Below are 24,461 nucleotides of genomic sequence, written 5' to 3' on the forward strand. Positions count from 1 at the left end.
GCGACAAGGCGGCAGGGCGCGTGCCGATGCGTGCGGAAAGATCTTGTCGGCTTGCGCCGGGATATTGGCGGATGGCTCCGCATCGCGCAGCCGAAGATCGAAGGGCCGAATCGAAGCAGGCCGTTGAGCAGACCGTTGAGCCGAAGAGGGAATCGACGATGATGACGAATCCGTTCGGGGGAGCGAAGGCCATCGTGCGCGATCGCATGATCGAGCTCGATTTCTTGCGCGGGATCGCGATCATCGCCGTGATGGGGTACCACTTTCGCTCGGTCGATCCGGGCCTTGCCGTCGTATCGATCGCGCAGTATCCGTTCACGCATTTCGGTCGCGAGGGCGTCAATCTGTTTTTCACGCTGAGCGGCTTTCTCGTCGGCGGCCTGTTGTTGAAGCAATATGCCGAGCGTGGTGCGATCGACGCGCGCCGGTTCATCGTGCGGCGGATCTTCAAGATTTGGCCGGCCTATTACGTGCTGATCGCGTTTCACGCGATCGTGCGCCGTCATCCGCTCGACAGCTTCCTCGTGCAGAACCTCACGCATCTGCAGAATTACTTCGGCACGTCGATTTCGCAAACGTGGAGCCTTGCCGTCGAGGAGCATTTTTATCTGTTCCTGCCCGCCGTTCTGCTCGTGTTCGTGCGCTGGCGGCTCGGCGCGCGCGCCATCGTGGCGGTGCTCGGCATCGTTTGCCTGACCGTGCTCGCGATGCGCTCGCTCGCCGTGGCCGACGGCCGCCTCGAGGCCGCCTTCGCTTACACGCAATACCGCATCGACAGCCTGCTCGCCGGCGTGATGCTGGCCGCCGTCTATTGGATGGCGCCCGAGGCGTATCGGCAGTTCGCGCGCCGCACGTGGCTGCTCGTCGCGCTCGTCGTCGGCTTGATCGCGTGGCTCGGCTTCGGCACACCGCACTACGCGCTCGACGAAAGCATCGGCTATACGATTCAGTCGATCGGCTTCGTCGCGCTGATCGTCCTCATGCTCGAGCATGCCGCCGCGATCCGCCGTGCCTGGTGGTTCCGCGCCGTGGCGTGGGTCGGCGTGTATTCGTACGGCATTTACCTCTGGCATTCGATCGCGCTCGCACCGGGCGAAGCGTTCATCGCGACGGCGACGACGGCGGGGCTGCCTCGCCTCGTCATCTGGGCCGCCGTGCTCGTCGTGCAGGCTGCGATCGCGATAGGCGCGGGTTACGTTACAACGCGCGCGGTCGAGTTTCCGTTCCTGCGGCTGCGCAATGCGTTGTTCCCCGTTGTGCGCGAGGCGCATGTGCCGGCGCGGGAGACGGCGCGGGCGCCACAGGCGCTGCCGGTCGTCGCGGTAGGCGTGGCAGGTGTGGCTGGTGCGGGGCGCGCGGCAAGCGTGGCCGTGGCGCCGCCGCCTATCGACGGACGTGCGGCCGACGGCCAGCGGGCAGCCTTCGTAAGCGATGTGATGAGGAGTCCTAAATAGGTAGCGAGAATCGAATAGACATTCCTATCATTAGGACACCTATCTATTTTCTGCTGACGATTGCCGCCGTCGCCGCTTCGCACAGCGTGCGTTTGAATGCGTCGAGCGTATTGCGTTCGAGCAGCGTCTCATGATGGGGCGCATCTGGGCGACTGTTGGCGCCATCGGCACGATCGGCGCGGGCCAATGCCGTGTCGATCGCGCGCGCGATGGCTGTGGGCGACAGATCGTCGAGCACGGGTCCGAGCGCACCGCCGGCGCAGAACCAGCCGATCAACCCTTCCGACGTCGCGATGACGGTCTTGCGGAATCGATAGGCTTGCACGAGGACACCGCTCATGCCGTAGTGGCCTTTATAGCCGAGCCAGACGGCGTCGCACGCGCAGAACAGATCGAACTCGTCGTCGTTCGTAATGAAGCCATCGACGATGACTGGGGCCGGCGTCAAGCACGGCGCATGCGAATGCAGGAATGCGCGTGTCGACTCGTCCTGTTCGCCGGCGACGACGAGCGTCGGTGCGTGCTCCATGCGTTCGAGCGCGACGACGAGTTCGCGGATGCCCTTGCGGCCGGTGACCGATCCGTAGACGAGCAAATGCGGCCCCGGCCCGAAATTGAGCCGTGAGCGCGCCGCTGCCGGATCGTCGGCCCGTACATCGGGAAACGGATCGGCAAGGTAGGCGATCGCGGCGCGATGGCGCGGCAGCGCACGGGCGCTCCATTCGGGCAAGGTCGGATCGATCGACAGCAGCGTGCGCAATCCGCGCGCTTTGACCGCGCGTCGAAACAATTGCGCCTTTACTGCATTGACAAGCGGGCGATCCGGCGCTTTCACGCCGACGTATCGATGATGAAACGTCGCGCGCATCGTGATGCCGATCCAAGGGGTATCGCCGAAGGGCGATCCGAGAAACGGCAGGGCGTAGAGAAAGTAGTCGACGTAAGGGACGACGACGAGCGCGATCGGCGCGCACTCGCCGAGGCAGTCATAGGCGTGCGCGAAGTAGCGGTGGTAGCGCACGTAGGACACGCGCTCGGCATGGGCCGCGATCGCCCCCGCGGGCGCGGGATCGTCGACGAACGCAATCTCGAGTCCAGGCCGGCGCTCGGCGGTGAGCTTGCGGGCGAGCGGATGGTCCTCGTTCGACGGCGTCGTGGCGATCAGGCAAGCGAGGCCGGCCGCGCAGTATGCTTCGGCGGCCCATTGCGCGTAGCGCCAGCGATGTCCGGTGAAGTTCGGCTCGACGATGAGCACGGTGGGGCGCGATGGCGGGGCCGCTTGTGTACGCGGTACGCGCACTGTCGTTGTTGGGGGCGATGCGATGGGCGATGCGGCGGACGATGTTGCCGGAGCCGGGAGCGCGGGGGCGTGTGCGCGCACGGCGTCGAGCAAGGGCGAGCGGGCGAGCGGATGGGCGGTGGCGTCGGTCGTCGAGGAGGGCAGCGTTTGCGGCATCGTCGCTAGGAATCCATGAGGCTGCGCATGGCGGGGCACGTCATGCGTCGCGGCGCCGCTCGCGAGAACGGTAGCACTGGCCGCTAGGCGCCGGCCGCCAATCTGTCGTCGATTTACGCATGCGCGCACCGCCGGGCATCCGATGGCGGATCGCCACTACGAGATGGCGCTTTTCGGCGGCGTCGGCGCGTTACTTTGTCGTTCGCAAGGCCTTTGCGTGGCGTAGCCCGATTCGTTCAACGACGCGGATCCAATATCCAATCGAACGTGAATACATTGCGCGGCAACAGAGCGAGATCGATGCGGCTGGCGGCAGCGTCGATGCGCGCGGGCCTTGCGCCGAGCGCCGCGACCTGGGTGCTCGCACAGCAGGTTGCCGTGCGCGGTCTCGTCGCGATCAAGTTTCTCGCGATCGGCCGCCTGCTCGGGCCGGCGGCGATCGGCAGCGTGAGCGTCGCGCTGCTGGCCGTCGCGATCGCCGAATCGCTGTCCGATACGGGCCTCGCGCAAGCGGTCGTTCAAGGCAAGGACACGCCCACGCGCGACGAGCTCGGCGCCGTGTTCACGACGCTCGTCGTGCGCGGCGTTTGCGTGGCGCTCTTGCTCGTCGCGCTGGCGCCGTTCATGGCGAGCCAGTTTCATTTGGGGCGATCGCTGCTGCTGCAAATGGCCGCGGCACTGCCGCTCGTGCGCGGCCTCGCTTCGCCCGGTTATTACGTCGTGCAGCGCGAGCGCTGCTTCTCGCGCATCGCGGCGATCGAGATCGGCGCGGCGTTCGCCGATTGCTGTACCGGTCTTGCTTTTGCGCTATCGGGGGTGGGTGCCGCCTCGGTGCTGATCGGCATGCTGCTCGGCGAAGTGCTCAAGAGCACACTGACGTGGGCCGTCTTGACGCCGCGCCCGCCGCTCGTGCCGCGCTGGTCGGGCATTGGCCATTACATCGGTTTTTCGCGCTGGATTTGGGCGGGTAGCGTCGTCAATCTGATCCTCAATCAGTTCGACAAGGTCGTCGTCGGCAAGATGCTCGGGCCGGCGCAACTCGGGGCCTATCAAATGTCGTCGCGCCTCGCGCAAATGCTGCTTGCCGATGCAGCGATCGCGCTGTCGCAGTATCTGTTTCCCACGTTTGCCGCGCATCACCGCGACGACGCGAAGCGGGCCGCGCGGCTGTTCAAACGCTATCTCGCGCTGGGCGCGTGCGCTGTCGCGTTCGTTGTCGTGATCCTACGTGCGCTGGCCGGGCCGCTGTTCGCGCTCGTGCTGGGTCCGCGCTGGATGCCGGCCGTGCCGCTCTTTCGCATCTTCGTCGTCAACATGGCGCTTGGCGCGCTCATTGCCGTGCTCGTTGCCTATTTGCGCGCTCGGGGCGATGCGCGCACGGCCGCGCAGGCGTCGGCGATGCAGGTCGTGGTGCTGTTTGCGATCGTGCCCGTCGCGATGCGCGAGTGGGGCGTGACGGGCATCGCTTGGGGCATGACCGCCGGCCTTGCGACGGCGGGGCTTTGGATGTTCTACCGGGCGCTGCGTAGCTAAGGGCGATCGCATTGCCCGTGCTCCCGCCGACGCGTGGGCGCGGATGCTCGCCCACGCAAAAAACGTCTGCGCTGCGCTTCACGATCGTCGGCTTTTCCACGTTGGTAGACCTTTCTTTCGATCTTCACGCTCATCGATCAAAGAATGATGAGACTGACGGATCAGTCGGTTTGAATGTTCTCATCATTGTAGATAGGTGTATGAGACGTGAATTTATTTTATCTTTTTTTGATGAATTTTAAACGGCGAAATGTCGCCGTTGGGATACTCATTTGGCGTGTGGAGGTGCATGCGTGATGATTAGATTGTAGGTGTTTTGATTCACGTATTTGGACTGACCCGTATTGAACTTTGCATGCTCAATCTAAGCATTTGAAGCGGTGCGTTGCACGACTTTCGATTCGATGTGCGATGAGGGAGAAGTTGTTTAGCGGGTCTGAATCAAAGGATCGGTTGAAGTAGATGTCGAGTGGCAATTTTTAAAGGTGTCAATGGGTAGATGTGGAAAATGATTGGAATGAATCGCCCGGAACATGCGTTTCAGGCGGTGGTGCTCGAGATGCTTTATTTATAAAGGCGATAATAAATATGAAGAAAATTCGGTTATCGAGAAGCGGCGCGGAATCGGTTTCGCCGATCTCCGCCAAATGGGCCCCGTTCGCGGCGGCGGCCGTCGCGGCAATCTTGCTCGCCGGGTGCGGCGGCGGCGATTCCTCGACGGGAAACGCCGCCGGCGCGGCCGCCAATTCGGCTTCGCCGACGGCCGCAACGCCGCCCGTCGATCAGGCGCTGACGGACACCGACATCTACGGCACCGGCCCCAACGATTCGGTGGCCGATGCGACCGAGGGCGTTGCGCTCTCGCATCACACGGTGACGATCGGCGGAAAGACGATCGCGTACACGGCGCGCGCCGGCCATTTGACGACGATCGACGCGTCGACGTCGCAGCCGAACGCGAAGATGTTCTACGTCGCCTACACGGCCGACAATCCCGATCCAAGCAAGCCGCGCCCCGTCACGTTCTTCTACAACGGCGGCCCGGGCTCGTCGTCGGTCTATCTGCTGCTCGGCTCGTTCGGGCCCAAGCGCATCCAGTCTTCATTTCCGAACTTCACGCCGCCGGCGCCCTATCGACTGCTCGACAACCCCGACAGCTTGCTCGACCACTCGGACCTCGTCTTCATCAATCCGGTCGGCACCGGCTATTCGGCAGCCATCGCGCCGTACAAGAACAAGGACTTCTGGGGCGTCGACCAAGACGCACGCTCGATCGACCGCTTCATCCAGCGCTATCTGACGCTCTATAACCGCTGGAATTCGCCGAAGTTTCTGTTCGGCGAGTCGTATGGCACGGCGCGCAGCGCGGTCCTCTCATGGGTGCTCCATGAGGACGGCATCGAGTTGAACGGGATCACGCTGCAGTCGTCGATTCTCGACTACGCGAATTCGATGAGCGCGATCGGGCTGTTCCCGACGCTGGCCGCCGATGCCTACCACTACCAGAAGGACAGCGTCGCACAGCGGTCGATCGACCTGCCGACCTACATGCAGCACGTCATGAACTACGCGAGGAACACGCTGATGCCGCTCGTGCAAGCGCCGAATCCGGCCGACAACGGGCTCGTCAATACGCGCTTGAACATGACCTTGCCGATCGCGCAGCAGATGCAGCAGTACCTCGGCATCGATCCAATGACGCTGATTCAGCAGGACGGCAATCCGGCCGGATTCGGCAACTTCTTCGGCACGCTCGTCCCGGGCACGGCCATCGGCCAGTACGACGGGCGCGCGACGTCGATCAATACGGGCATCGGCCCGTTCATCCTGCCCGACGCGGGCAGCAACGATCCGTCGATCACGAACGTCGCGGGCATTTACACGGTCGAGTGGAACGACTATCTGCACAACAGCCTGAAGTACACATCCACGTCGTCGTTCGTGGATTTGAACGATCAGGTGTTCAATAACTGGGACTTCAGCCACGTCGATCCGACGGGCGCGGCCAAGGGCGGCGGCAACGCGCTCTATACGGCCGGCGATCTGGCTGCGACGATGACGCTGAACCCGGATTTGAAGGTGTTCTCGGCCAACGGCTACTTCGATGCGGTCACACCGTTCTTCCAGACGGCGCTCACGCTCGCGAGCATGCCGATCGATCCGTCGCTACAGTCGAACATCGTCACGCGCCGTTATCCGTCGGGCCACATGATCTACCTCGACGATGCGTCGCGCACGGCGATGAAGGGCGACCTCGCGAGCTTCTACGACAGCGTGATGACCAACCGTCCGGCACTGATGCGCGTGCTGAATCGGCAGCATCCGCCCGGCGTTCGGTAACGGGCTCTGAGTCAGCGGCCTTGAGTCAGCGGTCTTGAGTCGGCGGCCCTGAGTCACCGTCCTTAGGTCATGGGCAAGCGTGTCGTGTCGAGGACGGCTGCCGTTCGGGAGCCGGGGCCGTCCTTCGATCGCTACACCCAGACGAGCCGCGCGCCGACGAGCACGAGGACGACAGCGAGCAGATTGCGCAGCAGCGCTTCGGGCGCGCGGGCGGAAAAATGGCTGCCGAGCGCGATGCCCGGCACCGAGCCGATCAGGAGCGAAACCAGCATGACGATGTCGACGGAGCCGAGCAGCCAATGGCCCATGCCCGCGACGAGCGTGAGCGGCACGGCATGGGCGATGTCCGAGCCGACGATGCGCGAGGTGGCGAGGGCCGGATAAAGCAGCAGCAGAACGGTCACGCCGATCGCGCCGGCGCCGACCGACGTCAGCGACACGAGTGCGCCGAGGACGGCGCCCGTTAGCGCCGTGAGCAGCGCCGTGCGCGCGGGGCTCGTGCTCGTCGGCTTACGCGCCGCGAGTTTTGCGAGCCGCGGGCGGAAGATGAGCGCGATCGAAGTGATCAAGAGGGCCGCGCCAAGCACGTGCTGAATCAGCGACGTGGCCGCATGCGACTGTGCGCCGTAGCGATGGAGCAGCAATAGCGTCACCGCGGCGGCCGGCACGCTGCCGCTGGCGAGCAACCCCGTGACGCGCCAGTCGATCGACCCCTTGAGCCCGTGCACGAGCGTGCCCGTGGCCTTCGTGACGGCGGCGTAGAGCAGGTCGGTGCCGACGGCCGTGGCAGGATGCACGCCGAAGATCAGCACGAGCAGCGGAGTCATCAACGATCCGCCTCCTACGCCCGTGAGCCCGACTAGAATGCCGACGCCGAGGCCGGAAGCGGAGTAGATCAAGTTGATGTGAGGCATAAGCATCGTGCGATTCTGAATCGGCGGCGCGGCCGCGGGAATATGAGTGCCCGATTCTAAGCTGGGGCCGTAAGATTCGTTAGAATGATCGGCCATATCGTTAGAACAAACCGCGATAACACGGTGACAACTGGAGCGATTTTTCGCTAAAGCGGGTTTATCGGTCGCGCTGGGCGCAAATCGCCGGCGCGCGGCGCACTCGGCGAAGGCGCCCGGGCTCGCCGCGGCGCCGCGGCCGAAGACGACTAGAAGATGGCGAACGCAGGCAGGGGTGGGTGCGCTAGGGTTCGGGTGATGCCGGTTAGTGCCGGTGGAGGCCGGTTGCCTCATGCGCATCCTTCAGCTAGTCCTCGCGCCGCGGCTCTCGGGTGCGGAGATGCTCGTCAAGGGCATCGCGATCGATCATCGGCGGCGCGGCCATACGGTCTGCATCGCGTCGCTCCTGCCGGCCGAGGGCGACTTCGCCGATGCCGCGCGGGAATTGGCCGCGCATCAGGTGGAGTGTGCTTTTCCCGCGAGGCGGCACGAGCACTTCGCGCGGCTCGTTTTTCTCTATCGCACGATCCGGCGCTTCGCGCCCGACATCGTCTTCGCCCATACCACCATTCCGGCGCTCTATGCGCGCGCATTGCCGCTGTCTGCGCCGATCGTCTTCGTCATGCATTCGGGAACGAACGATTTCACCGAGCATCGATGGCTCGGGCGGGCCGAGCGGCTGCTGTCGCGGCGAGCGAGGGCCGTCGTCGGCGTGTCGCAGCGCAACGTCGATCAGTATGCGGCGGTGATCGGTCGGCATCCCGCGCTGTTCGTGGTGCCCAACGGCGTCGACGTCGATCGGTTCAGTCATGCGACCGGCGTCGCGGGCATGGCCGACGCCGCGAACGCCGCGTCGGCGCTTTGCGGTTCCAACGAGGGCCGGGGCGTGCGGGTAGGTAATGGCAATGTGGGCAATGCGGGCAATGCCGCCGATGCGAGCGATGCGGTTGACGATGCCGACGGCCATACCGACACGCGACCCGCGCGGTGCATCGTTCAAATCGGACGCTATATGCCCGAGAAGGGGCAACTCGACACCGTGCACGCCTTTCGCAAGGTTCTGGCGCGCGAACCGGGCACGCGGCTGCATTTATGCGGTGTCGTCGAGGACCGTGCCTATCATGCGCGCATCGTCTCGCTCGTCGACACGCTCGGGCTCGCATCGAGCATCCGAATCGACGGGCCGCGTATGGACGTGCCCGATCTGCTTGCCCAAGCCGACGTCTTCGCGATGCCGTCGCGTTTCGAAGCGAACAGCGTCGGCTTTCTCGAGGCGCTCGCATCGGGCATTCCGATCGTCGCTAATACGATTCCCGCATTCAGCTTCGCGCGCAGCTACGCGGGTGTGCGCCTCGTCGACACGGCGGACGTCGAGACCTTCGGCTGCGCGCTGGCCGACGCGCTCGCCCAGCCGCGTTCGCCGCGTCGCCTCGACGGTTTGAGGCTCGAGGACACCGCGCGCCGATATCTCGAGATCGCGCGGCGCGTGCTCGGCTAGGTCTACTTCTACGTCGCCTTGGCCGGGCGGCCCAGCCTCATAGCGTGCGGGCCTGCGAGTGTTCCGCGGCGCGAGGCTGCGTCACGGCACTGACGATGACGAGCACGACGACGTTCAGCACGAGCGCAACGAGGCCGATGTTGATGTCCTTGAGCTTGTCGGGCAAGAATGGGAACCATTGCCCGATGCTCGCATGCGTGAGTGTCGTGTAGGCGACCACCGCCACGCCCGCCGCGATGCCGGCGAACGCACCTTGCTTGGTCACCCAATTGCGCGCGGCCAAGCTCGTGACGACGGCCGGGAACAACTGCGTCACGAAGCTGTAGCCCATCAGCAGCAGCGCCACGATCGTTTCGCCGCCGCGCAGCGTGAAGTAGACGGCGATGAGCGCAATCACGGGCACGAGTACGCGGGCGAGCTTGGCGACGGTGGCGTCCTTCGCTTGCCGGTCGACCGCGCCGCGGTAGACGTCGTTGGCGAGCAGCGTCGCGGCCGCGTTCAGGATCATCGAGCCCGGCACGAGGGCGGTCAGCACGCCGGCTGCGCCGATCACGCCGATGAACCACGGATCGAACGTTTGCAGCGACAAGTGGAACAGCGACAAGTCGATGTCGCTGCCCTTCAGGCCCGGCACCTTCAGCGCCGCCGCGAACCCGACGAAGAAGACGAACAGCAAGATGAGCTGATAGAGCGGCAGCACGGCCGCATTGCGCCGGAAGATGCGCTCGTCGCGCGCGGTGAAGATCGAGCCGAACGTATGCGGCCACATGAAGAAGCCGAGCGAGGTGAGCAGCACGGTCGATTGGAACCAAGCGACGCTCGAGCCTTTTGCGGGGAACGTCAAGAAGCCCGGTTTGGCTGTATCGATCGCATGGAACATCGGGGCGAAGCCGCCGTACAAATGGATCGGCAAGTACACGCCGAGGAAGATGACGACCGCGAGAATCATCGTGTCTTTCAGGACCGAATTCCACGCCGAGCCGCGCACGCCCGAGATCGTCACATAGGCCGTGACGACGATCGCGCCGATCCAGATCGCGGCGGTGGGCGAGATCACGCCGTACGAGGCCGTTGCCACGATGATGCCGAGCCCTTTGAACTGCAGCACGAGGTACGGCACGAGCGCGACCACGTCGACGATCGCGACGAGCACGCCGAGCGAAGGGCTCGCGTACTTGCTTGCGAGAAAGTGCGGTTGCGAGACGAGGCGATGCGACTTGGCGTAGCGCCAGATCGGCGGCAGCAGCCAGTAGGAAAGGATGTAGGCGAGCGTGGCGTACGACAGGATGTAATAAGCCGCCGCACCCTTGCCGTAGGCGAAGCCGCTGCCGCCGAGGAACGTGAACGTCGTATAGATTTCGCCCGCCATCAGCAGGAAGACGAACGCCGTGCCGAAGCTGCGTCCGCCGACCGACCACTGCTCGAGGTTCATGTCGTGGCCGCGGCGGGCGCGCACGCCGAGCCAGAGCGCAATGAGCGTGACGGCGACAATGATGAGAAGCGCGCTGCTCATGATCCGGCCTCCTCGCTGGGCTGCCCGCCGGCGCGGTTGGTCGGATCGAGCTTATAGACGAACGCCATGATCACGGCGCTCATGACGACCCAGAACACGATCCAGGCGAGCACGAGCGGCATGCCGAGGATAAGCGGCTCGACGCGGTTGACGAATGGGACGCCGAGCAAGATGCCGATGAACGGCAGCACGGCGAGAAACCGAAGAACCATGAAAATCACTCCTCTCAAGGAAACGTCGGGCCGCCCCACGTTCCTCGGCCCCGCCGGGGCCTGACGCGCAGCGGCAGGTCTGGGGCGCTCGGTACGAAGGATGGCGCAGGAGGACAGCGGTCTTGCCATCCGACTCTATTCCGGTTCTGTTCAAGCCGTAAACAGTTTCAAAAAAATGTGCGATGAATATGACGGAAGTTACGATAGGCTGCGAGTCGCCGCTTCGGCCCTTTTCGCCCTTTTCGCCCATTTCGCCCTTTCGGCCAACTTCGGCTGCCTCGCGACGGGTTTTTGCGGCGGCGTCCGTTTAAGAGGTGAACCGGGATTGAAAGGGTTGATTTTGCGGATCGGACGATGGCGATGACGACGGGAGTTCAAAGGTGAAAAGCGAAGACGCTTCGATCGTGCGGCAGTGCCGCATCGGTTCGGTTTCGTCCGTCGCCGGCCGTTGCCCGCGTTCGGGGAGCGGCCGGCGTTGAGCGAAGTCGATCCCGACGCCGAGCTCGTGGCTCGGGTGGCGCGCGACGACGCGTCGGCGGTGCGCCAGCTCGTGGCACGCAAGCTGCCGCGTCTGCTGGCGCTGGCCGCGCGCATGCTCGGCGATCGCATGGAGGCGGAAGACGTGGCGCAAGAGGCATTCATGCGCGTGTGGAAGCAGGCGCCGCACTGGCGCGAGGGCGAGGCGCGCTTCGACACCTGGTTGCACCGGGTCGCGATGAACCTGTGCTACGACCGGTTGCGGCGGCGGCGCGAGACACCTGACGACACGCTCGAGGAGGCGCCCTTCGATGACGCCGGAGCGGCGCCGAGCGGGCCCGAGGTCGCGCTCGAGGCACGCCAGCACGGCGCGCGCGTACGTGCCGCGCTGGCGGCGTTGCCGCCGCGTCAGCGCGAAGCGCTCGTGCTGACCTACTTCCAAGAACTGTCGAACGCGGAAGCGGCCGGCCTCATGGGTTTGAGCGTCGAGGCGCTCGAGAGCCTGCTCGTGCGTGCTCGCCGCGGCATGCGCGCGCAGTTGGCCGAGGCCGAGGCCATTCCCGCATCACGGAAACGATGAGCACTTGCAAGGATCGATCGATGACGACGATGACCCCCCAACGATTCGCCCAGATCGTCGACGCCTACGGCGCCGACCCGCACCGCTGGCCCGAAGGCGAACGCGCGGCGGCGTGCGCGTTCGCGCAAGCGTATCCGCACGAGGCGCAGGCGCGGCTTGCCGCGGCCGCTGCGCTCGACGCGTGCCTGTCGGCCGATACCGTCGCACCGGCCGGCCGTTCGCTGCAGCGCCGCATCGTCGCCTCGGCGGGTGCCGCGAGTACGGCGAGCCGCCGGCCGGCGCGCGGCGCGCGGCCCGGGCGTTGGTGGCTTCCCGGCGCGGCGATCGCGGGTGCCGGGGTGGCGGGGCTCGTGGCCGGCGCGATGGCGATGTCGTTTCTGATCATGGCCGGCGAGCGGCCGATTGCGGCGCACGAGCCTTCCTATCTGTCGACGGGATTCGGATTCGACACGCCGGGTACCGACGGGAGTGTCGAATGACGACGCGGGTGATCAAGGCGTTGTGCGTCGGCTCGCTGGTGGTCAACGTGTTCCTCGTCGGCGCCATCGTGGGCGGTACCTATCGCTGGTTCATGGCGCAGCGCATGGCGCCGGCCGCTGCCGCGCGGGCCGCGACGCCGCAGGCGCTGCGCTATGCCGCGCAGGATCTCTCGCCCGAGCGGCAGCGGCAGTTCGTCGAAGCGCTGCGGCTGGCGCGCCGCGACGGGCGCCCGCTCGCGCAGCAAGCCCGCGAGGGGCGGCGCGACGTGCTACGGCTCGTGGCGGCGCCGCAATTCGATCGCCGAGCGCTCGACGACGCGCTTGCCACCACGCGCGATGCCGATCGCGCGCTGCGCGAGCGTGTCGAGACGGCCGTCGCCGATTTCGTCGCCACGCTGACGCCGGCCGAACGCGTCACGTTCGCGCAAGGCTTGACGCTGCGCGGGCAATGGCGGCTACCGCCGCCGCCGTCCCCGAAACAGCAGCGCGCGCCGGACCAAGCGTCGTCGGCCCCGCACTGAGCGGCGGGGCGGCAAGGCGGCTGCGCAGGGCGCTACATCGAAATGCCTTGCATCCGGTGCGCGAAGTTTGCGCGTTCCGCGCGATCCATCAAGGCAAGGAATTGGTCGGCTTGCATGTGGACCAATTCCTCGTGATCGCCGGCTTCGAAATAGATATCGGACTGCTGCGCAAGGCTTTCGTCGAGATAGGTGATCATCCCGTACTCGGTGCATACGGGCGGCAACGCGCCGGGCTCGCAATCCTTGAACAACTCGCGCATATCCGTTTCGCTGGCCAGCGTCAGATGACGGCCCGTCATCTCCCAGATCTCGGATAGCCGAACGGCGTGCGTCGACGGCAGGACGGCGGCCACATAGCCTTTTTCGTCTTCGAGCAAAACCGTCTTGGCCAGACATTCGCCGGGCACGTGCGCGGCCGCGGCCGTCTCGATGCTGGAGTGGCTGTAAGGGTGGTGAAGGACTTCGTAGCGGCAGCCCTTGTTCTGCAGGCATGCCTCGAGGGTGGCAGACATCGACATGGTGACCTCCGTCGGAGGAAAGAGCGATCGACCACGCTCGGCATGTGCACGCGCGAGCACGGCGTTCTCATAGAATAGGCCGTTTGCGCACAGGTGCCAGCCAGGCCGGGTTGGTTTTGCCGGCCCGGCAATGGCCCGGCGACACGTCGACACATCGAAAGCGAAAGGACAACGAAAACATGAACGATCCGCTCTCCTCGTTCCATCGCTCGCAGCGCATCGAGCGCTCGCTCGGCGTCGTGCGCGGCATCGTCGTGCGCTCGCGTTCGGTCGTCGGCGCATTCGGTGCGTCGCTGCAGACCCTGTTCGGGGGCAATATCACGCTCTATACGTCGCTGTGCGAGCGTGCGCGAGCCGACGCCTATGAGCGCATGGTCGAACATGCGGCCGAACTCGGCGCGAACGCCATCATCGCCGTGTATTACGACGCCACCGAAATCGCGACGGGCGTCACCGAAGTGCTCTGCTACGGCACCGCGGTTCAGGTGCGGCGCTCGGCGTCGGTCTGACCGGCACGGCACCTCGTCGCGCCGCGCGGTTGAGCTGACGGACGGCGTCCGGCCGTTCCTCGAAAAATTTTTCATTCGGCGCGACGGGTATCGCGCGCACGCTCCGTTTAAGCAGCGTACCGACGCAACGTCGATACCACGTCGATAGGGAGTGGGGGAACATGACCGATTCACCGCATCTGACCGAGGCGGCCATCGCGCTGAACCGCTTCGGCCTCGGCGCGCGCGACGACGAGTCGCCGCCGCCCGACCCGAAAGCATGGCTGCTCGCTCAATTTGATCGATACGATCCGAAGCCGCCCGCCTGGGCGCAGTTACCCGATTCGCAATCGATCGCGCAATCGCTCGGCGCCGCGCGGCAGCAGGTGGCGAGCAGCGCCGACTCGGACGCCAAAGTCGCGGCCAAGAAAATGCTGCGTACGCAGGTGCGCGATGGGTATCGCGACGCGGTCGCCGCGCGCGTGCAAAGCGCGCTGACGACGCGCACGCCGTTCGTCGAACGGCTCGTGTTCTTTTGGAGCAACCACTTCGCGATCTCGACGGAGAAGCCCGAAGTAGCGGCGCTCGCGGGCGCGTTCGAAACCGAGGCGATTCGCCCGCACGTGCTCGGCCGCTTCGAGGACATGCTGCTCGCCGTCGAACGCCATCCCGCGATGCAGGTGTTTCTCGATCAGGTGCGCTCGGTCGGGCCGGACAGTAAGGCGGCGATGCGCGCCGACGCGCGCGATCCCCAGCATCAGCGCGGCCTGAACGAGAATCTCGGGCGCGAAATCATGGAGTTGCACACGCTCGGCGTCCGCACGGGCTATACGCAGAACGACGTCACCGAGTTCGCGCGCGCGTTGACGGGCTGGAGCATCGTCGGCCCGAAAGGCGCGGGCGGTGCGCCGGGCAGCTTCGTTTTCCGCCCGGGGCTGCACGAGCCCGGCGCCCGTACGATCATGGGCCGCCGCTATGCCGAGCGCGGCGAGGCGCAAGCGCTCGCGGTCCTGCACGATTTGGCGGCGGCGCCTGCCACGGCGAATCATATCGCCGAGAAGCTCGCGCGACACTTCGCCGGCGACACCCCGAGCGCGGCTCTCGTCGCACGGCTCTCCCAAGCGTTTCAGTCGAGCGGCGGCGATCTGCCGACGGTCTATCGCGCGCTCGTGGCATCGCCCGAGACGTGGGCGAGCACGCCCGTCAAGTTCAAGACGCCGTGGGATTGGACGATCTCGACGCTGCGCGGCCTAGGCGCGCGCGAACTCGACGGCGTCAAAGCGGCGCCGATTCTGACGCAGCTCGGCCAGCCCGTCTGGCGGCCCGGCTCGCCGGCCGGTTACGACGACATCGCCGCGAGCTGGGCTGCGCCCGATGCGCTCGTGCGGCGGGTCGACCTCGCGCAGCGGATCGCCGCGCGCGTCGGCGATCGCGTCGATGCGCGCACGCTCGGCCCGAAGCTGACCGCCGGCTCGTTGAGCCCCGCCACGGCGCTCGCCGTCTCGCGTGCCGAAAGCGCGCAAACGGCGCTCGCGCTGCTGCTCGTCTCGCCCGACTTTCAAAGGAGGTGAGTGATGATGTCTCGCCGCAAATTCTTGCAGGTCACGGCCGCGGGTGCGAGCGCCATGCTCGTCGCGCCGCGGATGGTGTTCGCGAGCGTTCAGTCCGAACGCCGCTTCGTCTTCATCATTCAACGCGGCGCCGCCGATGGCTTGCACGTCGTCGTGCCGTACGCCGAGCCGGCCTACGCGACGTTGCGCGGCCCGATCGCCGTCGATGCGTCGAGCGCCACGAAGCTCGATGGGACGTTCGCGCTGCATCCGTCGCTGCAGCGCACGGCGCAGTTCTATGCGCAAAAGCAAGCGATGTTCGTGCACGCGGTGGCTACGCCGTATCGCGACCGCTCGCACTTCGACGGACAAAACGTGCTCGAGACGGGCGGCAATGCACCATACAGCCTGCGCGACGGGTGGTTGAACCGTCTCGTCGCGCTCGTCGGCCCGAGCCGCGCCGAAGCGATCGCGTTTGCGCCGACGGTGCCGCTCGCGCTGCGCGGCAAAGTCGACGTGGCGTCGTATGCGCCATCCGCCTTGCCGAGCGCATCCGACGATTTGCTGATGCGCGTGGGCGCGCTCTATGAGCACGACGCGCAACTGGGGCCGCTATGGCAGTCGGCGATGGCCGCGCGCGATATGGCGGGGGGCACGCGCGCGCGCGGCGACGCCGCTGGCATCGGCAAGGTCGCCGCGAGCTTTCTCGCGCGGGCGGACGGCCCGCGCATCGCGATGATCGAAACGCTCGGCTGGGACACGCACAGCGGCCAAAACCCGCGCCTCGCGGCGCAACTCAAAGCGCTCGATGCGATGGTCGGCGCCATGTACGACGGCCTTGGCCCCGTGTGGGAAAAGACGACGATCGTCGTCGCGACCGAGTTCGGCCGCACGGCCGCCGTCAACGGTACGGCCGGCACCGATCACGGCACCGGCACGGCGGCGATGCTCATGGGCGGCGCGGTACGCGGCGGCCGCGTGCTGGCCGATTGGCCGGGGCTGCGTCCATCCGATCTTTACCAAGGGCGCGACCTGCGGCCGACGATGTCGCTCGACGACGTCATTGCCGGCGCGGCGAGCGAAACGTTCGGCCTCGATCCCCATCGCACCGCGGCGACGCTGTTTCCGCAGACGCAGGCGGCCAAACCGGTGACGGGGCTCGTCACCGCTTGAGCGAGGGCGATCGGAAGCCACGGCTTGCGCTTTGGTTAGAAAGAATCTTTTTCCTCAACGTATCGCGCGGCTTCGCGCTATTTGGAGATTTACCCCATGACCATTCGTTTCACGCCCGTTCGTTCGCGCGCGTCGCTCGCACTCCTGCTGTCGGCGGCGGTGATGTCGCTCGCGGCCTGCGTGGTCGAGCCCGCGCGGCCGCCGCAGCCCGCGCCGCTCGTCGAAGTCGTGCCGGCGGCGCCCGCGCCCGGCTATCACTGGGTCAAGGGCCACTACGCGTGGCGCGCCGGCCGTTGGGAATGGATCCACGGCCACTGGATGCCGAACTGACGATCCCGTTGCCGACCCCATTCGGGAACGCCGCTTGCTCGCTTCGATTTGGTCCCCCTTTGTCCCCTTTACCGGGGTTCGCGAGCACGGAGGCAACACGATGCGACGCAGTTCCCGTTTGTCTGCCGCGCGCGGCGCGGCGCGGTGCCCATCGGCGCGCGAGACGGCATGACGATCGGCTGTCCCGAATGCGGCGCGCTCGCAGACACGTCGACATTGGCCGGCCGCATGCTCGCGCGCTGCCGCATCTGCCACTATCCGCTCGAGCGCGCGAGCGGCCGCTCGATCGGCGCGGCGCTGGCGTGCTCGCTGGCGACGTTCGCGTTGTTGCTGCCCGGCAACCTATCGCCGCTGATGACCGTGCACATGCTCGGCGCCGAGCGTTCCGCGGTGCTCGGCTCGGGCATCGTCTATATGTGGCGCGATCGCTTCGAATTGTTGGCGATCGTGCTGGGCTTGACGGGCGTCGTGCTGCCGCTCGTGCGCTTTTCCGCGTTATCGGTGGTGCTCGCGGCGGTGCTGCGCGGCTGGCGGCCTAGCTGGCTCGGCCGCTGTTATCGCTGGACGATCTGGCTCGATGCTTGGGCCATGCCCGACGTCTTCCTGGTCGGCTGCTTCGTCGGCTACACGCGCGTCACGCAGGAACTGACGGGCTCGATCGACGCGGGCGGCTACTGCTTCATCGCGGCCGCGTTCATGTCGATGCTGACGCGGGCCACGCTCGATCAACGCACCGTTTGGCGTGCAATCGCGCCCGAGCGGCACGTGACGCCGGGCGAACGCGTACTCTCGTGCACGGCTTGCGATCTGGTTGCGCCGATAGAAGACGCGGGACGCCCGTGTCCGCGTTGCGCGCTGACGTTGCGCAAACGCAAGCCTAATGCGGTTGCGCGCGCCACGGCGCTGAGCCTCGCCGCATTCGTGCTCGCGTTTCCGGCGAACCTGTATCCGATGACGGTGTCGTTCCAACTCGGGCACGACGTCACGCATCGCATCGTCGACGGCGTGGCCGAACTGTTCGAGGCCGGCTTGTGGCCGCTTGGCATCCTCATCTTTTGCACGAGCATCGCGATTCCGTTCGCCAAGCTGGCCGGCATGGCATGGTTCATCGTCTCGGTGATCCGTCGCTCGGAACGCCACTTGCGTGCCAAGACGTTCCTCTACCGGCTCATCGACGAACTCGGGCGCTGGTCCAACGTCGATGTCTTCACGATCGCAGCGTTCGTCCCGTTGATCCGCTTCGACGGCGTGGCCAATGCGCGGCCCGCCGACGGCGCCACCGCGTTCGCGCTCGTTGTGATCCTGACGATGGCCGCTTCGCGCGCGTTCGATCCGCGTTTGATGTGGGACGCCGCGCAAGCGAGGCGAACGTGAACGAACAAACGCCGGCGCCTGCGGAGCGGCGCACCGAAGCGGCCGACGTACGGCGCACGCGTTGGCCCGGTTGGATTTGGGCCGTGCCGATCGCCGCGTTCGGCGTGGCGGGCTGGCTCGGCGTTCGCGCGCTCGTGCACGGCGGCGAGACGGTGACGATCGTCTTCGCCGACGCATACGGCATGAAGGCCGACGATACCGAAGTCTCGCTGCATGGCGTCAAGGTGGGCGAAGTCAGCGATGTGGCGCTCGATGACGACGGCCGTCACGTCGACGTCAAGATCGAGGTGAACCGCAGCGCCAAGCCCTACTTGCGCGCCGGCACGCGCTTTTGGGTGAAGGGCGCGCAATTCGATCTCAGCGATCCGTCCTCGGCGAAGGCCTTGATCGGCGGCCCCGAGATCGTCATGCAGCCGGGGCCCGGCGCGCCGGCGCGCCATTACCTCGGCAGCGACCGCAAGTACGCGCTCGGCGGCGCGGCCGTGAAGTACGTGATTCGCTTTCCAGGCGCCGTCGGCCAGCTCGACGAAGGCGCGGCGGTACGGCTGCGCGGCTTTCGCGTTGGCGAGGTCGAGCATGTCGGCCTCCATTACGACGCGCGCACCGGCACGCTCGATACGCCCGTCGAGATCGCGCTCGATGCGACGAAGCTCGGCCTTGCCGATACCGCCATGCCGGCCGACGGCAATTGGCGGCCCCTTGTCGACGATATGCTGCGGCACCTGATCGCAACGGGCCTGCGCGCACGGCTCACGCAAGATCCGCCGCTGATCGGCTCGCGTGGCGTGACGCTCGATTTCGTTGCGGGCGCGCCGAGCGCGATGCTGGCCGCGCGCGACGGGGAGACTAATATTCCGAGCGTTTCGTCGGGCGACGTCGACGCGATCATGGCGAAAGCCGACGATGTCATGACGAAAGCGGATCGCGTCATGACGAAGATCGACGCATTGCCGATCAAGCAGACCGGCGACGACATCCGCCGTATCGCGGGGCGCATCCGCACGTTGTCGTCGTCGCCGCAAATCGCCGATACCCTCGATCACCTCGACCGCTCGGTGGAACAAGTCGATCGCACCTTGCGCGAGGTTTCGCCGCAAGTCGGCCCGCTCGTACACGAGCTGCGCCAAACGGCGAGCGAAGCCGACAGCGCGGTTGCGGCCGCGAACCGCACGATCGGCGGCGACCCGATGCGCCAGAACGATCTGCCCGAAGCGCTGCGCGAGTTGACGGACATGGCGCGCTCGGTGCGCGCGCTCGCCGATTATCTCGATCGACATCCGGAGGCGCTCGTACGCGGCAAAGGAGGAAGCGGGCAATGACGCTGAAAACGACGGTGGGGCTCGTTTGCGCGCTCGCGCTGGCTGCGTGCGGACAGAGCCCGCCAACGCGCTATTTTTCGCTCGACGCGGTGCCGCCGAGCGCGCCGCTTGCCACGGCGGCGGCGCGCATGGCCCCGGTCCAACTCGGTGCGGTGCGCATTCCGCCCTCGCTCGACCGGCCGGAAATCGTCGTTCAGGACGCGGCGTACCGGCTCGCCGTGCGCGACAACGACCATTGGGGGGCGCCGCTCGCGCCGATGATCCGGGGCGCGCTGGCGCAGGACTTGGAGGCGCGCTTGCCGCCCGGATCGTTCGTGCTGCCCGATGCGCCGGCACCCGCGGGTGCGCGCGGCATCGTCGTCACCGTGCTCGACTTGCGCGCGAACACGAACGGCCGGATGACGTTCGAGGGGAGTTGGACGCTGACCGCCGGCGAGCCCCCGCGAGCCGTGATGACTCAAAACGTGTCGTTGACCGAGCCGATGTCGTCGGCCGATTCGCCCGCGATCGCGGACGCGCTGAGCCGCGTGCTCGGGCGCGTGGCCGATCGCATCGCCGCTTCGCTCGCGACGCAGCGTTGAAGCCGCTGCGCGAAGAAAAAGTGGCGGGCCCGCCGATACACCTGCCGTGGGTCCGATGCTTGCTGCGAACCATCATGAGAACGGCTTCTCCGACCTATCGTCGGCCGAGACGTCTTCCTCTTCTCCGGGCGGGAATCCGTTCGGCTCGTCGCGCTCTGGCAGCAGAAGGCGATGGCGCTCGAGCGCGAAGTGGAACGCCGCAGCCGAGCGGAAGCGACGCTACTGCAGCGCGAACGCGAACTGGCCGATTTCGTCGAAAACGCCGCCGAAGGTCTGCATCGGATTGCCGGCGACGGCACGATCCTTTGGGCCAATGCGGCCGAACTCGATCTGCTCGGCTACGACTACGACGAGTACGTCGGCCATCCGATCGGCGAGTTCTACTTCGACCCGTCGGTCATCGAAACGATTCTCGAAAAGCTGTGCGCCGGCGAGACGATTCGCGACGAACTCGTGCGCTTGCGTTGCCGCGACGGCCGCGTGAGGCACGTTCTGCTGCATGCCAATGCCTTGTTCGACCAAGGCCGCCTGCTCTACACGCGCGGCTTCACGCGCGATGCGACCGATCGCATCAAGTGGCAAACCGCCGAGCGCCAGCGCGACGCGCTGTTCATGAACGCGCCTGTCGCGGCGGCCTTGCTGAGCGGCCCGGCACACGTCTTCGAACTGGCCAACACGCGTTTTCGCGAACTGGCCGGTTATGCCGAGCTCACGGGCCGATGCTATGCCGACGTCTTCCCCGAAGCGCAGCACGAGAGCGAGATCGGCGCACTGCTCAATGCGGCGTTCGTACGTGGCGAACACGTCGTGCGTGAGGATTTCCGCATCGACATGACGCGATCCGACGGCGCCTTCGAGCCGCGTTACTTCACGTTTCATTTCGAACCGCTGCGCCTGAGCGGCCATACGGTGGACGGCGTCATCGCGGTGGCCGTGGAGGTGACCGAGCAGGTTCGTGCTCGCGCCCGCTTCGAGAAGTCGCATGCCGAGCGCGAGCGCCTCGTCGCCGAACTGCGGGAGGCGAGCCGCGCAAAGGACGAGTTCCTCGCGATGCTCGGCCACGAACTGCGCAATCCGCTCTCGCCGATCGTCACCGCGCTGCGGCTGATGCACATGCGCACCGAAGGCTGTACCGTGCGCGAGCAAAACATCATCGCGCGGCAGGTCGACCATCTCGTGCGGCTCGTCGACGATCTGCTCGACATTTCGCGTATCACGCGCGGCAAGATCGAACTGAAGAAGCAGTCGGTGCGCGTGGCCGACGTGCTGACGAACGCCGTCGAGATGCCGAGCTTTCTGCTGGAGCAGCGCGGGCATCGGCTCACGCTCGAGGTCGAGCGCGACCTCGTATGGACCGTCGATGCGACGCGGCTCGCGCAAGTCGTCTCGAACCTGCTCACGAATGCTGCGCGCTACACGCCCGCGGGCGGCCACGTCGAACTTGCGGCGAGGCGCGAGGCGAGCGGCATGATCGCGGTCAGCGTGCGCGACGACGGGATGGGGCTCGCCCCCGACATGCTGCCGCACGTGTTCGATTTGTTCTTCCAAGGCAAGCGCAATCTCGATCGGGCCGAGGGCGGCCTCGGCATCGGCTTGGCACGCGTGAAGAACCTCGTCGACATGCATGGCGGCCGCGTCAGTGCGGCGAGCGAGGGGCCCGGGCGCGGCAGCACGTTCGTCATTCGCGTGCCTGGCGAGCGTGCCGCATCCGACGCGCGCGGCCCGGCAGCGAAGGCTGCCGACGAGGCATCTGCAGCCGATGGCCGCAGCCGCCACGGCGCGAGCCCGGCGCTGCATCGGGCGGTCCGGCAAGCGCCGGCGAGGCGGCGTGTCCTGCTCGTCGACGACAACGTCGACGGCGTACAGGCGCTTGCAGAATTGCTCAAGGAATGCGGGCATCAGGTGGAAGCCGTCTACGATCCGGCGTCGGCGCTGCAAGTCGTGGCGCGCTTCGAGCCCGAGATTGCCGTCATCGACATCGGCTTGCCCGTCATGGACGGTTACGAACTCGTGCAACGCCTGCGCGCCGAGCGGGCGGGGCGGGGATGCCTGTTCGTCGCGCTGACGGGATACGGGCAGGATGCCGACCGGCATCGCAGCCGCGCCGCCGGTTTTCATCATCACTTCGTCAAGCCGCTCGATCCGTCGCGGTTGCTGCGCCTCATCGACACACTGTCCCCGTGCGCGCGCACGAACGCGGGCGGCTGACGCGCGCGGTTCACTGCGATCGTCCGCATTTCCCCGTCGCGCGCAGCGGTTTCCCGTCGTTTCCCGCCGTTGCCTGCCGTTGCCCTATCCCGCCGCACCGGGTGTCGGCCGATTCAAGCGTGCCGTGAGCGCCGCGTGCAATTGCGCCAGTACGGCCGGCTCGGCATCGCTGACCGCCCACCAGATCATGCCGTGGTCGCGCCAACTGGCGAGCGCGTAGCCGTCGCTCGTCAGCGTCGTCGGCGCTTGGGGTGCGCCGACGTCTTGCTCGGGCATCACGTAGACGTCGATGACGTGCTTGCGGTAGCGATAGACGAGCACGCCGACGCGATGGTGGCCGACGTAATCGAGGCGGCCGCCCGTGAGCGCGAAACCGTCGGCGGCGAGATCCTCGACGGGCGGCGCATAGTCGAGGCGGCCGTTGAACCAAGGTTTGACCGTGTGCTGATCGGACGAGACGACGTCGATGTCGTGTCCCGACAGTTGCGCGCGGACGTGGCTCGCCACGAGTTCGTCGACGAAGGCGGTGCTCGCGCCGGCGGGACGGTGCGCGACGAGCGCGATGCTCGCGGCAAGCGCGACTGCGATAGTAGCGGCAGCGGCTGCCGCTACGCCGCCCGATGGCCAGCCGAGCGCGCCGCCGGATCCGCGAACAGGGTCGGAGCCGGCCCGTGCGCCGCGCGGCGTGCGCCATGCGGCCCAAATCCCGGCCCAAATCCCGGCCCACCCGAGCACGCCGGGGCGGCGTTGTCTGGCACGCGTCTCGCGCTCGCGGGAAGGCGCTTCGTCGGGACTCGGCTGCGAGAGGGGCGGTGTCGTCGTCGCCGCCGCGTCTTCATGGATCCGTTCCCGCATGGGCTCGATGGCCGGCAAGGCGGCGACGATGCGAGCGCGCAGCGCATCGGGGGCCCGGAAGTAATCGGTCGCGCGCACAGCGTGGCTGACGGCCTGCAGCGCCTGCGCTTCGCGCCGGCAAGCGGGGCATGTCGCCAAATGCTGCTCGACGCGCAACGCCTCGGCGGCCGACAGCTCGCGGTCCACGGCGGCATCGAGCAGCGGGCGGGCTTCATTGCAGTCCATCAGGGCTCTCCTTGGCGATCGTGTCGATGCCCGTGTCGATACTCGGGCTTTCGTCGCGCAAAGGCGCGAGCAGCGCGGCGAGCTTGCGTCGACCGCGCGCAAGGCGCGACATCACCGTGCCGATCGGCAGATCCGCGACGACCGCGATGTCGCGATAGCTCATGTCCTCGAGTTCGCGCAGGATCAGCACCTCGCGAAATTCGACGGGCAGGCGAGCGAGCGCCTCGTGCACGAGCCGCGCGTGTTCGCCTTGCAGCAGCAGCGTTTGCGGATCGGCGTAGGCCGAAGCGGTCTGATCGAACAGGCTCGTCTCGTCGAACTCGTCATCGAGCGGGGCGACTTCGCGCGAGTGCGTGCGCCGCTGCCATTCCGTGTACCACGTGCGGCGCACGATCGCGAGCAGCCAGGGCCGCGCATTCTCGCCGCGGAACGTAGCGAAGAAGCGGAAGGCGCGCACGAACGCTTCCTGCACGATGTCGTCGGCGTCGGCGGCGTTGCCGCTGAGCCAGCGCGCGAGGTTGTACGCCGCATCGAGATGCGGCAGCGCCAGTTGCTGAAAGCGGCGGCTGCGCTCGGCCTCGTTGTGCTCGTCGTGCTCGCCGTGCGCGGTGCGATTGCGCTCGCCGTGCGCGGCACTCGCTTGTTTGTCGGTCTCGGCCACCGTAGGCGCCTCCTGGATTGACCGCTGCGATACCGAAGATGGGCCGAGTTTATTCCCGCGCGGCTCGATTGCGTCGGTCGCCGTCGCGCGGCCGGCGGCACGGCACCTGCCTGCTCCCGCGTGCGCGCCGTCGCGCACGGCACGCGGTGAGATCGAGCGGGTGCCG

23 protein-coding genes are annotated in these 24,461 nt (G+C 66.7%); 16 read left to right on the forward strand and 7 right to left on the reverse strand.

What is annotated here, in order from left to right:
• Nucleotides 1-161: 161 nt before the first annotated feature.
• Complete coding sequence (locus J3485_RS04450) at nt 162-1,454, forward strand: acyltransferase family protein (RefSeq protein WP_206955640.1); 1,293 nt, start codon at nt 162-164, stop codon at nt 1,452-1,454.
• Between the two features lie 43 nt (nt 1,455-1,497).
• On the opposite strand, the gene J3485_RS04455 is transcribed toward J3485_RS04450, so the two are convergent.
• The gene (locus J3485_RS04455; protein ID WP_242538480.1) at nt 1,498-2,910 is read right to left on the reverse strand and encodes a glycosyltransferase; all 1,413 of its coding nucleotides are present in this window, start codon (nt 2,908-2,910) and stop codon (nt 1,498-1,500) included.
• A gap of 300 nt (nt 2,911-3,210) precedes the next feature.
• Here J3485_RS04455 and J3485_RS04460 point away from each other — a divergent pair, with 300 nt between their 5' ends.
• Complete coding sequence (locus J3485_RS04460) at nt 3,211-4,443, forward strand: oligosaccharide flippase family protein (RefSeq protein WP_206955642.1); 1,233 nt, start codon at nt 3,211-3,213, stop codon at nt 4,441-4,443.
• Nucleotides 4,444-5,031: 588 nt separating this feature from the next.
• A complete protein-coding gene (locus tag J3485_RS04465) occupies nt 5,032-6,783 on the forward strand; it encodes a S10 family peptidase (RefSeq protein WP_206951353.1) in 1,752 nt (583 codons plus the stop codon).
• A 131-nt stretch (nt 6,784-6,914) separates the two neighbouring features.
• On the opposite strand, the gene J3485_RS04470 is transcribed toward J3485_RS04465, so the two are convergent.
• The gene (locus tag J3485_RS04470) at nt 6,915-7,703 is read right to left on the reverse strand and encodes a sulfite exporter TauE/SafE family protein (RefSeq protein ID WP_206951354.1); all 789 of its coding nucleotides are present in this window, start codon (nt 7,701-7,703) and stop codon (nt 6,915-6,917) included.
• Between the two features lie 322 nt (nt 7,704-8,025).
• Between J3485_RS04470 and J3485_RS04475 the strand changes: the two genes are divergently transcribed.
• Complete coding sequence (locus J3485_RS04475; protein ID WP_206951355.1) at nt 8,026-9,231, forward strand: glycosyltransferase family 4 protein; 1,206 nt, start codon at nt 8,026-8,028, stop codon at nt 9,229-9,231.
• A gap of 37 nt (nt 9,232-9,268) precedes the next feature.
• Here J3485_RS04475 and J3485_RS04480 read toward each other — a convergent pair whose 3' ends face one another.
• The gene (locus J3485_RS04480; protein WP_206951356.1) at nt 9,269-10,744 is read right to left on the reverse strand and encodes a sodium:solute symporter family protein; all 1,476 of its coding nucleotides are present in this window, start codon (nt 10,742-10,744) and stop codon (nt 9,269-9,271) included.
• Nucleotides 10,741-10,956, reverse strand: coding sequence for a DUF3311 domain-containing protein (locus J3485_RS04485; RefSeq protein ID WP_206951358.1), 216 nt, complete (start codon nt 10,954-10,956; stop codon nt 10,741-10,743). The genes J3485_RS04480 and J3485_RS04485 overlap by 4 nt, the downstream gene beginning before the upstream one ends.
• A 100-nt stretch (nt 10,957-11,056) precedes the next feature.
• Here J3485_RS04485 and J3485_RS04490 point away from each other — a divergent pair, with 100 nt between their 5' ends.
• From J3485_RS04490 to J3485_RS04505, 4 genes are all read left to right on the forward strand, one after another.
• Entirely contained in the window at nt 11,057-11,320 is a 264-nt protein-coding gene (locus J3485_RS04490; protein WP_206951359.1) for a hypothetical protein, read from the forward strand.
• A gap of 84 nt (nt 11,321-11,404) precedes the next feature.
• Nucleotides 11,405-12,013, forward strand: coding sequence for an RNA polymerase sigma factor (locus J3485_RS04495; RefSeq protein ID WP_242538664.1), 609 nt, complete (start codon nt 11,405-11,407; stop codon nt 12,011-12,013).
• Nucleotides 12,014-12,033: 20 nt separating this feature from the next.
• On the forward strand, nt 12,034-12,492 hold the full coding sequence (locus J3485_RS04500) for a hypothetical protein (RefSeq protein WP_374192405.1): 459 nt from the start codon (nt 12,034-12,036) through the stop codon (nt 12,490-12,492).
• Entirely contained in the window at nt 12,489-13,013 is a 525-nt protein-coding gene (locus J3485_RS04505; RefSeq protein WP_206951362.1) for a periplasmic heavy metal sensor, read from the forward strand. Before J3485_RS04500 ends, J3485_RS04505 begins: the two co-directional genes overlap by 4 nt.
• 32 nt (nt 13,014-13,045) lie before the next feature.
• Here the strand turns inward: J3485_RS04505 and J3485_RS04510 are convergent, their stop codons facing one another.
• On the reverse strand, nt 13,046-13,531 hold the full coding sequence (locus tag J3485_RS04510) for an aminoacyl-tRNA deacylase (RefSeq protein WP_206951363.1): 486 nt from the start codon (nt 13,529-13,531) through the stop codon (nt 13,046-13,048).
• A gap of 179 nt (nt 13,532-13,710) precedes the next feature.
• Here J3485_RS04510 and J3485_RS04515 point away from each other — a divergent pair, with 179 nt between their 5' ends.
• From J3485_RS04515 to J3485_RS28805, 8 genes are all read left to right on the forward strand, one after another.
• The gene (locus J3485_RS04515) at nt 13,711-14,040 is read left to right on the forward strand and encodes a YbjQ family protein (protein WP_206951364.1); all 330 of its coding nucleotides are present in this window, start codon (nt 13,711-13,713) and stop codon (nt 14,038-14,040) included.
• Nucleotides 14,041-14,201: 161 nt separating this feature from the next.
• Nucleotides 14,202-15,590, forward strand: a complete 1,389-nt coding sequence (locus J3485_RS04520; RefSeq protein WP_206951365.1) for a DUF1800 domain-containing protein — start codon at nt 14,202-14,204, stop codon at nt 15,588-15,590.
• Between the two features lie 3 nt (nt 15,591-15,593).
• Entirely contained in the window at nt 15,594-16,742 is a 1,149-nt protein-coding gene (locus tag J3485_RS04525; protein ID WP_206951366.1) for a DUF1501 domain-containing protein, read from the forward strand.
• A 96-nt stretch (nt 16,743-16,838) separates the two neighbouring features.
• On the forward strand, nt 16,839-17,072 hold the full coding sequence (locus J3485_RS04530; protein ID WP_206951367.1) for a YXWGXW repeat-containing protein: 234 nt from the start codon (nt 16,839-16,841) through the stop codon (nt 17,070-17,072).
• Between the two features lie 168 nt (nt 17,073-17,240).
• Nucleotides 17,241-18,446, forward strand: a complete 1,206-nt coding sequence (locus J3485_RS04535; RefSeq protein ID WP_206951368.1) for a paraquat-inducible protein A — start codon at nt 17,241-17,243, stop codon at nt 18,444-18,446.
• Nucleotides 18,443-19,765, forward strand: a complete 1,323-nt coding sequence (locus tag J3485_RS04540) for an MlaD family protein (protein WP_206951369.1) — start codon at nt 18,443-18,445, stop codon at nt 19,763-19,765. Before J3485_RS04535 ends, J3485_RS04540 begins: the two co-directional genes overlap by 4 nt.
• Nucleotides 19,762-20,346 carry a PqiC family protein gene (locus J3485_RS04545; protein ID WP_206951370.1) on the forward strand — a complete coding sequence of 195 codons (585 nt, stop codon included), beginning with the start codon at nt 19,762-19,764 and terminating at the stop codon, nt 20,344-20,346. The genes J3485_RS04540 and J3485_RS04545 overlap by 4 nt, the downstream gene beginning before the upstream one ends.
• Before the next feature lie 171 nt (nt 20,347-20,517).
• On the forward strand, nt 20,518-22,554 hold the full coding sequence (locus J3485_RS28805; protein ID WP_242538481.1) for a hybrid sensor histidine kinase/response regulator: 2,037 nt from the start codon (nt 20,518-20,520) through the stop codon (nt 22,552-22,554).
• Nucleotides 22,555-22,638: 84 nt separating this feature from the next.
• On the opposite strand, the gene J3485_RS04565 is transcribed toward J3485_RS28805, so the two are convergent.
• Together J3485_RS04565 and J3485_RS04570 are read right to left on the reverse strand one after the other, a co-directional pair.
• The gene (locus tag J3485_RS04565; protein ID WP_206951372.1) at nt 22,639-23,634 is read right to left on the reverse strand and encodes an anti-sigma factor family protein; all 996 of its coding nucleotides are present in this window, start codon (nt 23,632-23,634) and stop codon (nt 22,639-22,641) included.
• Nucleotides 23,621-24,295 carry an RNA polymerase sigma factor gene (locus tag J3485_RS04570; protein WP_309476976.1) on the reverse strand — a complete coding sequence of 225 codons (675 nt, stop codon included), beginning with the start codon at nt 24,293-24,295 and terminating at the stop codon, nt 23,621-23,623. Before J3485_RS04570 ends, J3485_RS04565 begins: the two co-directional genes overlap by 14 nt.
• Between the last annotated feature and the right edge of the window lie 166 nt (nt 24,296-24,461).

It is taken from the genome of Trinickia acidisoli (assembly GCF_017315725.1).
GTDB lineage: Bacteria > Pseudomonadota > Gammaproteobacteria > Burkholderiales > Burkholderiaceae > Trinickia > Trinickia acidisoli.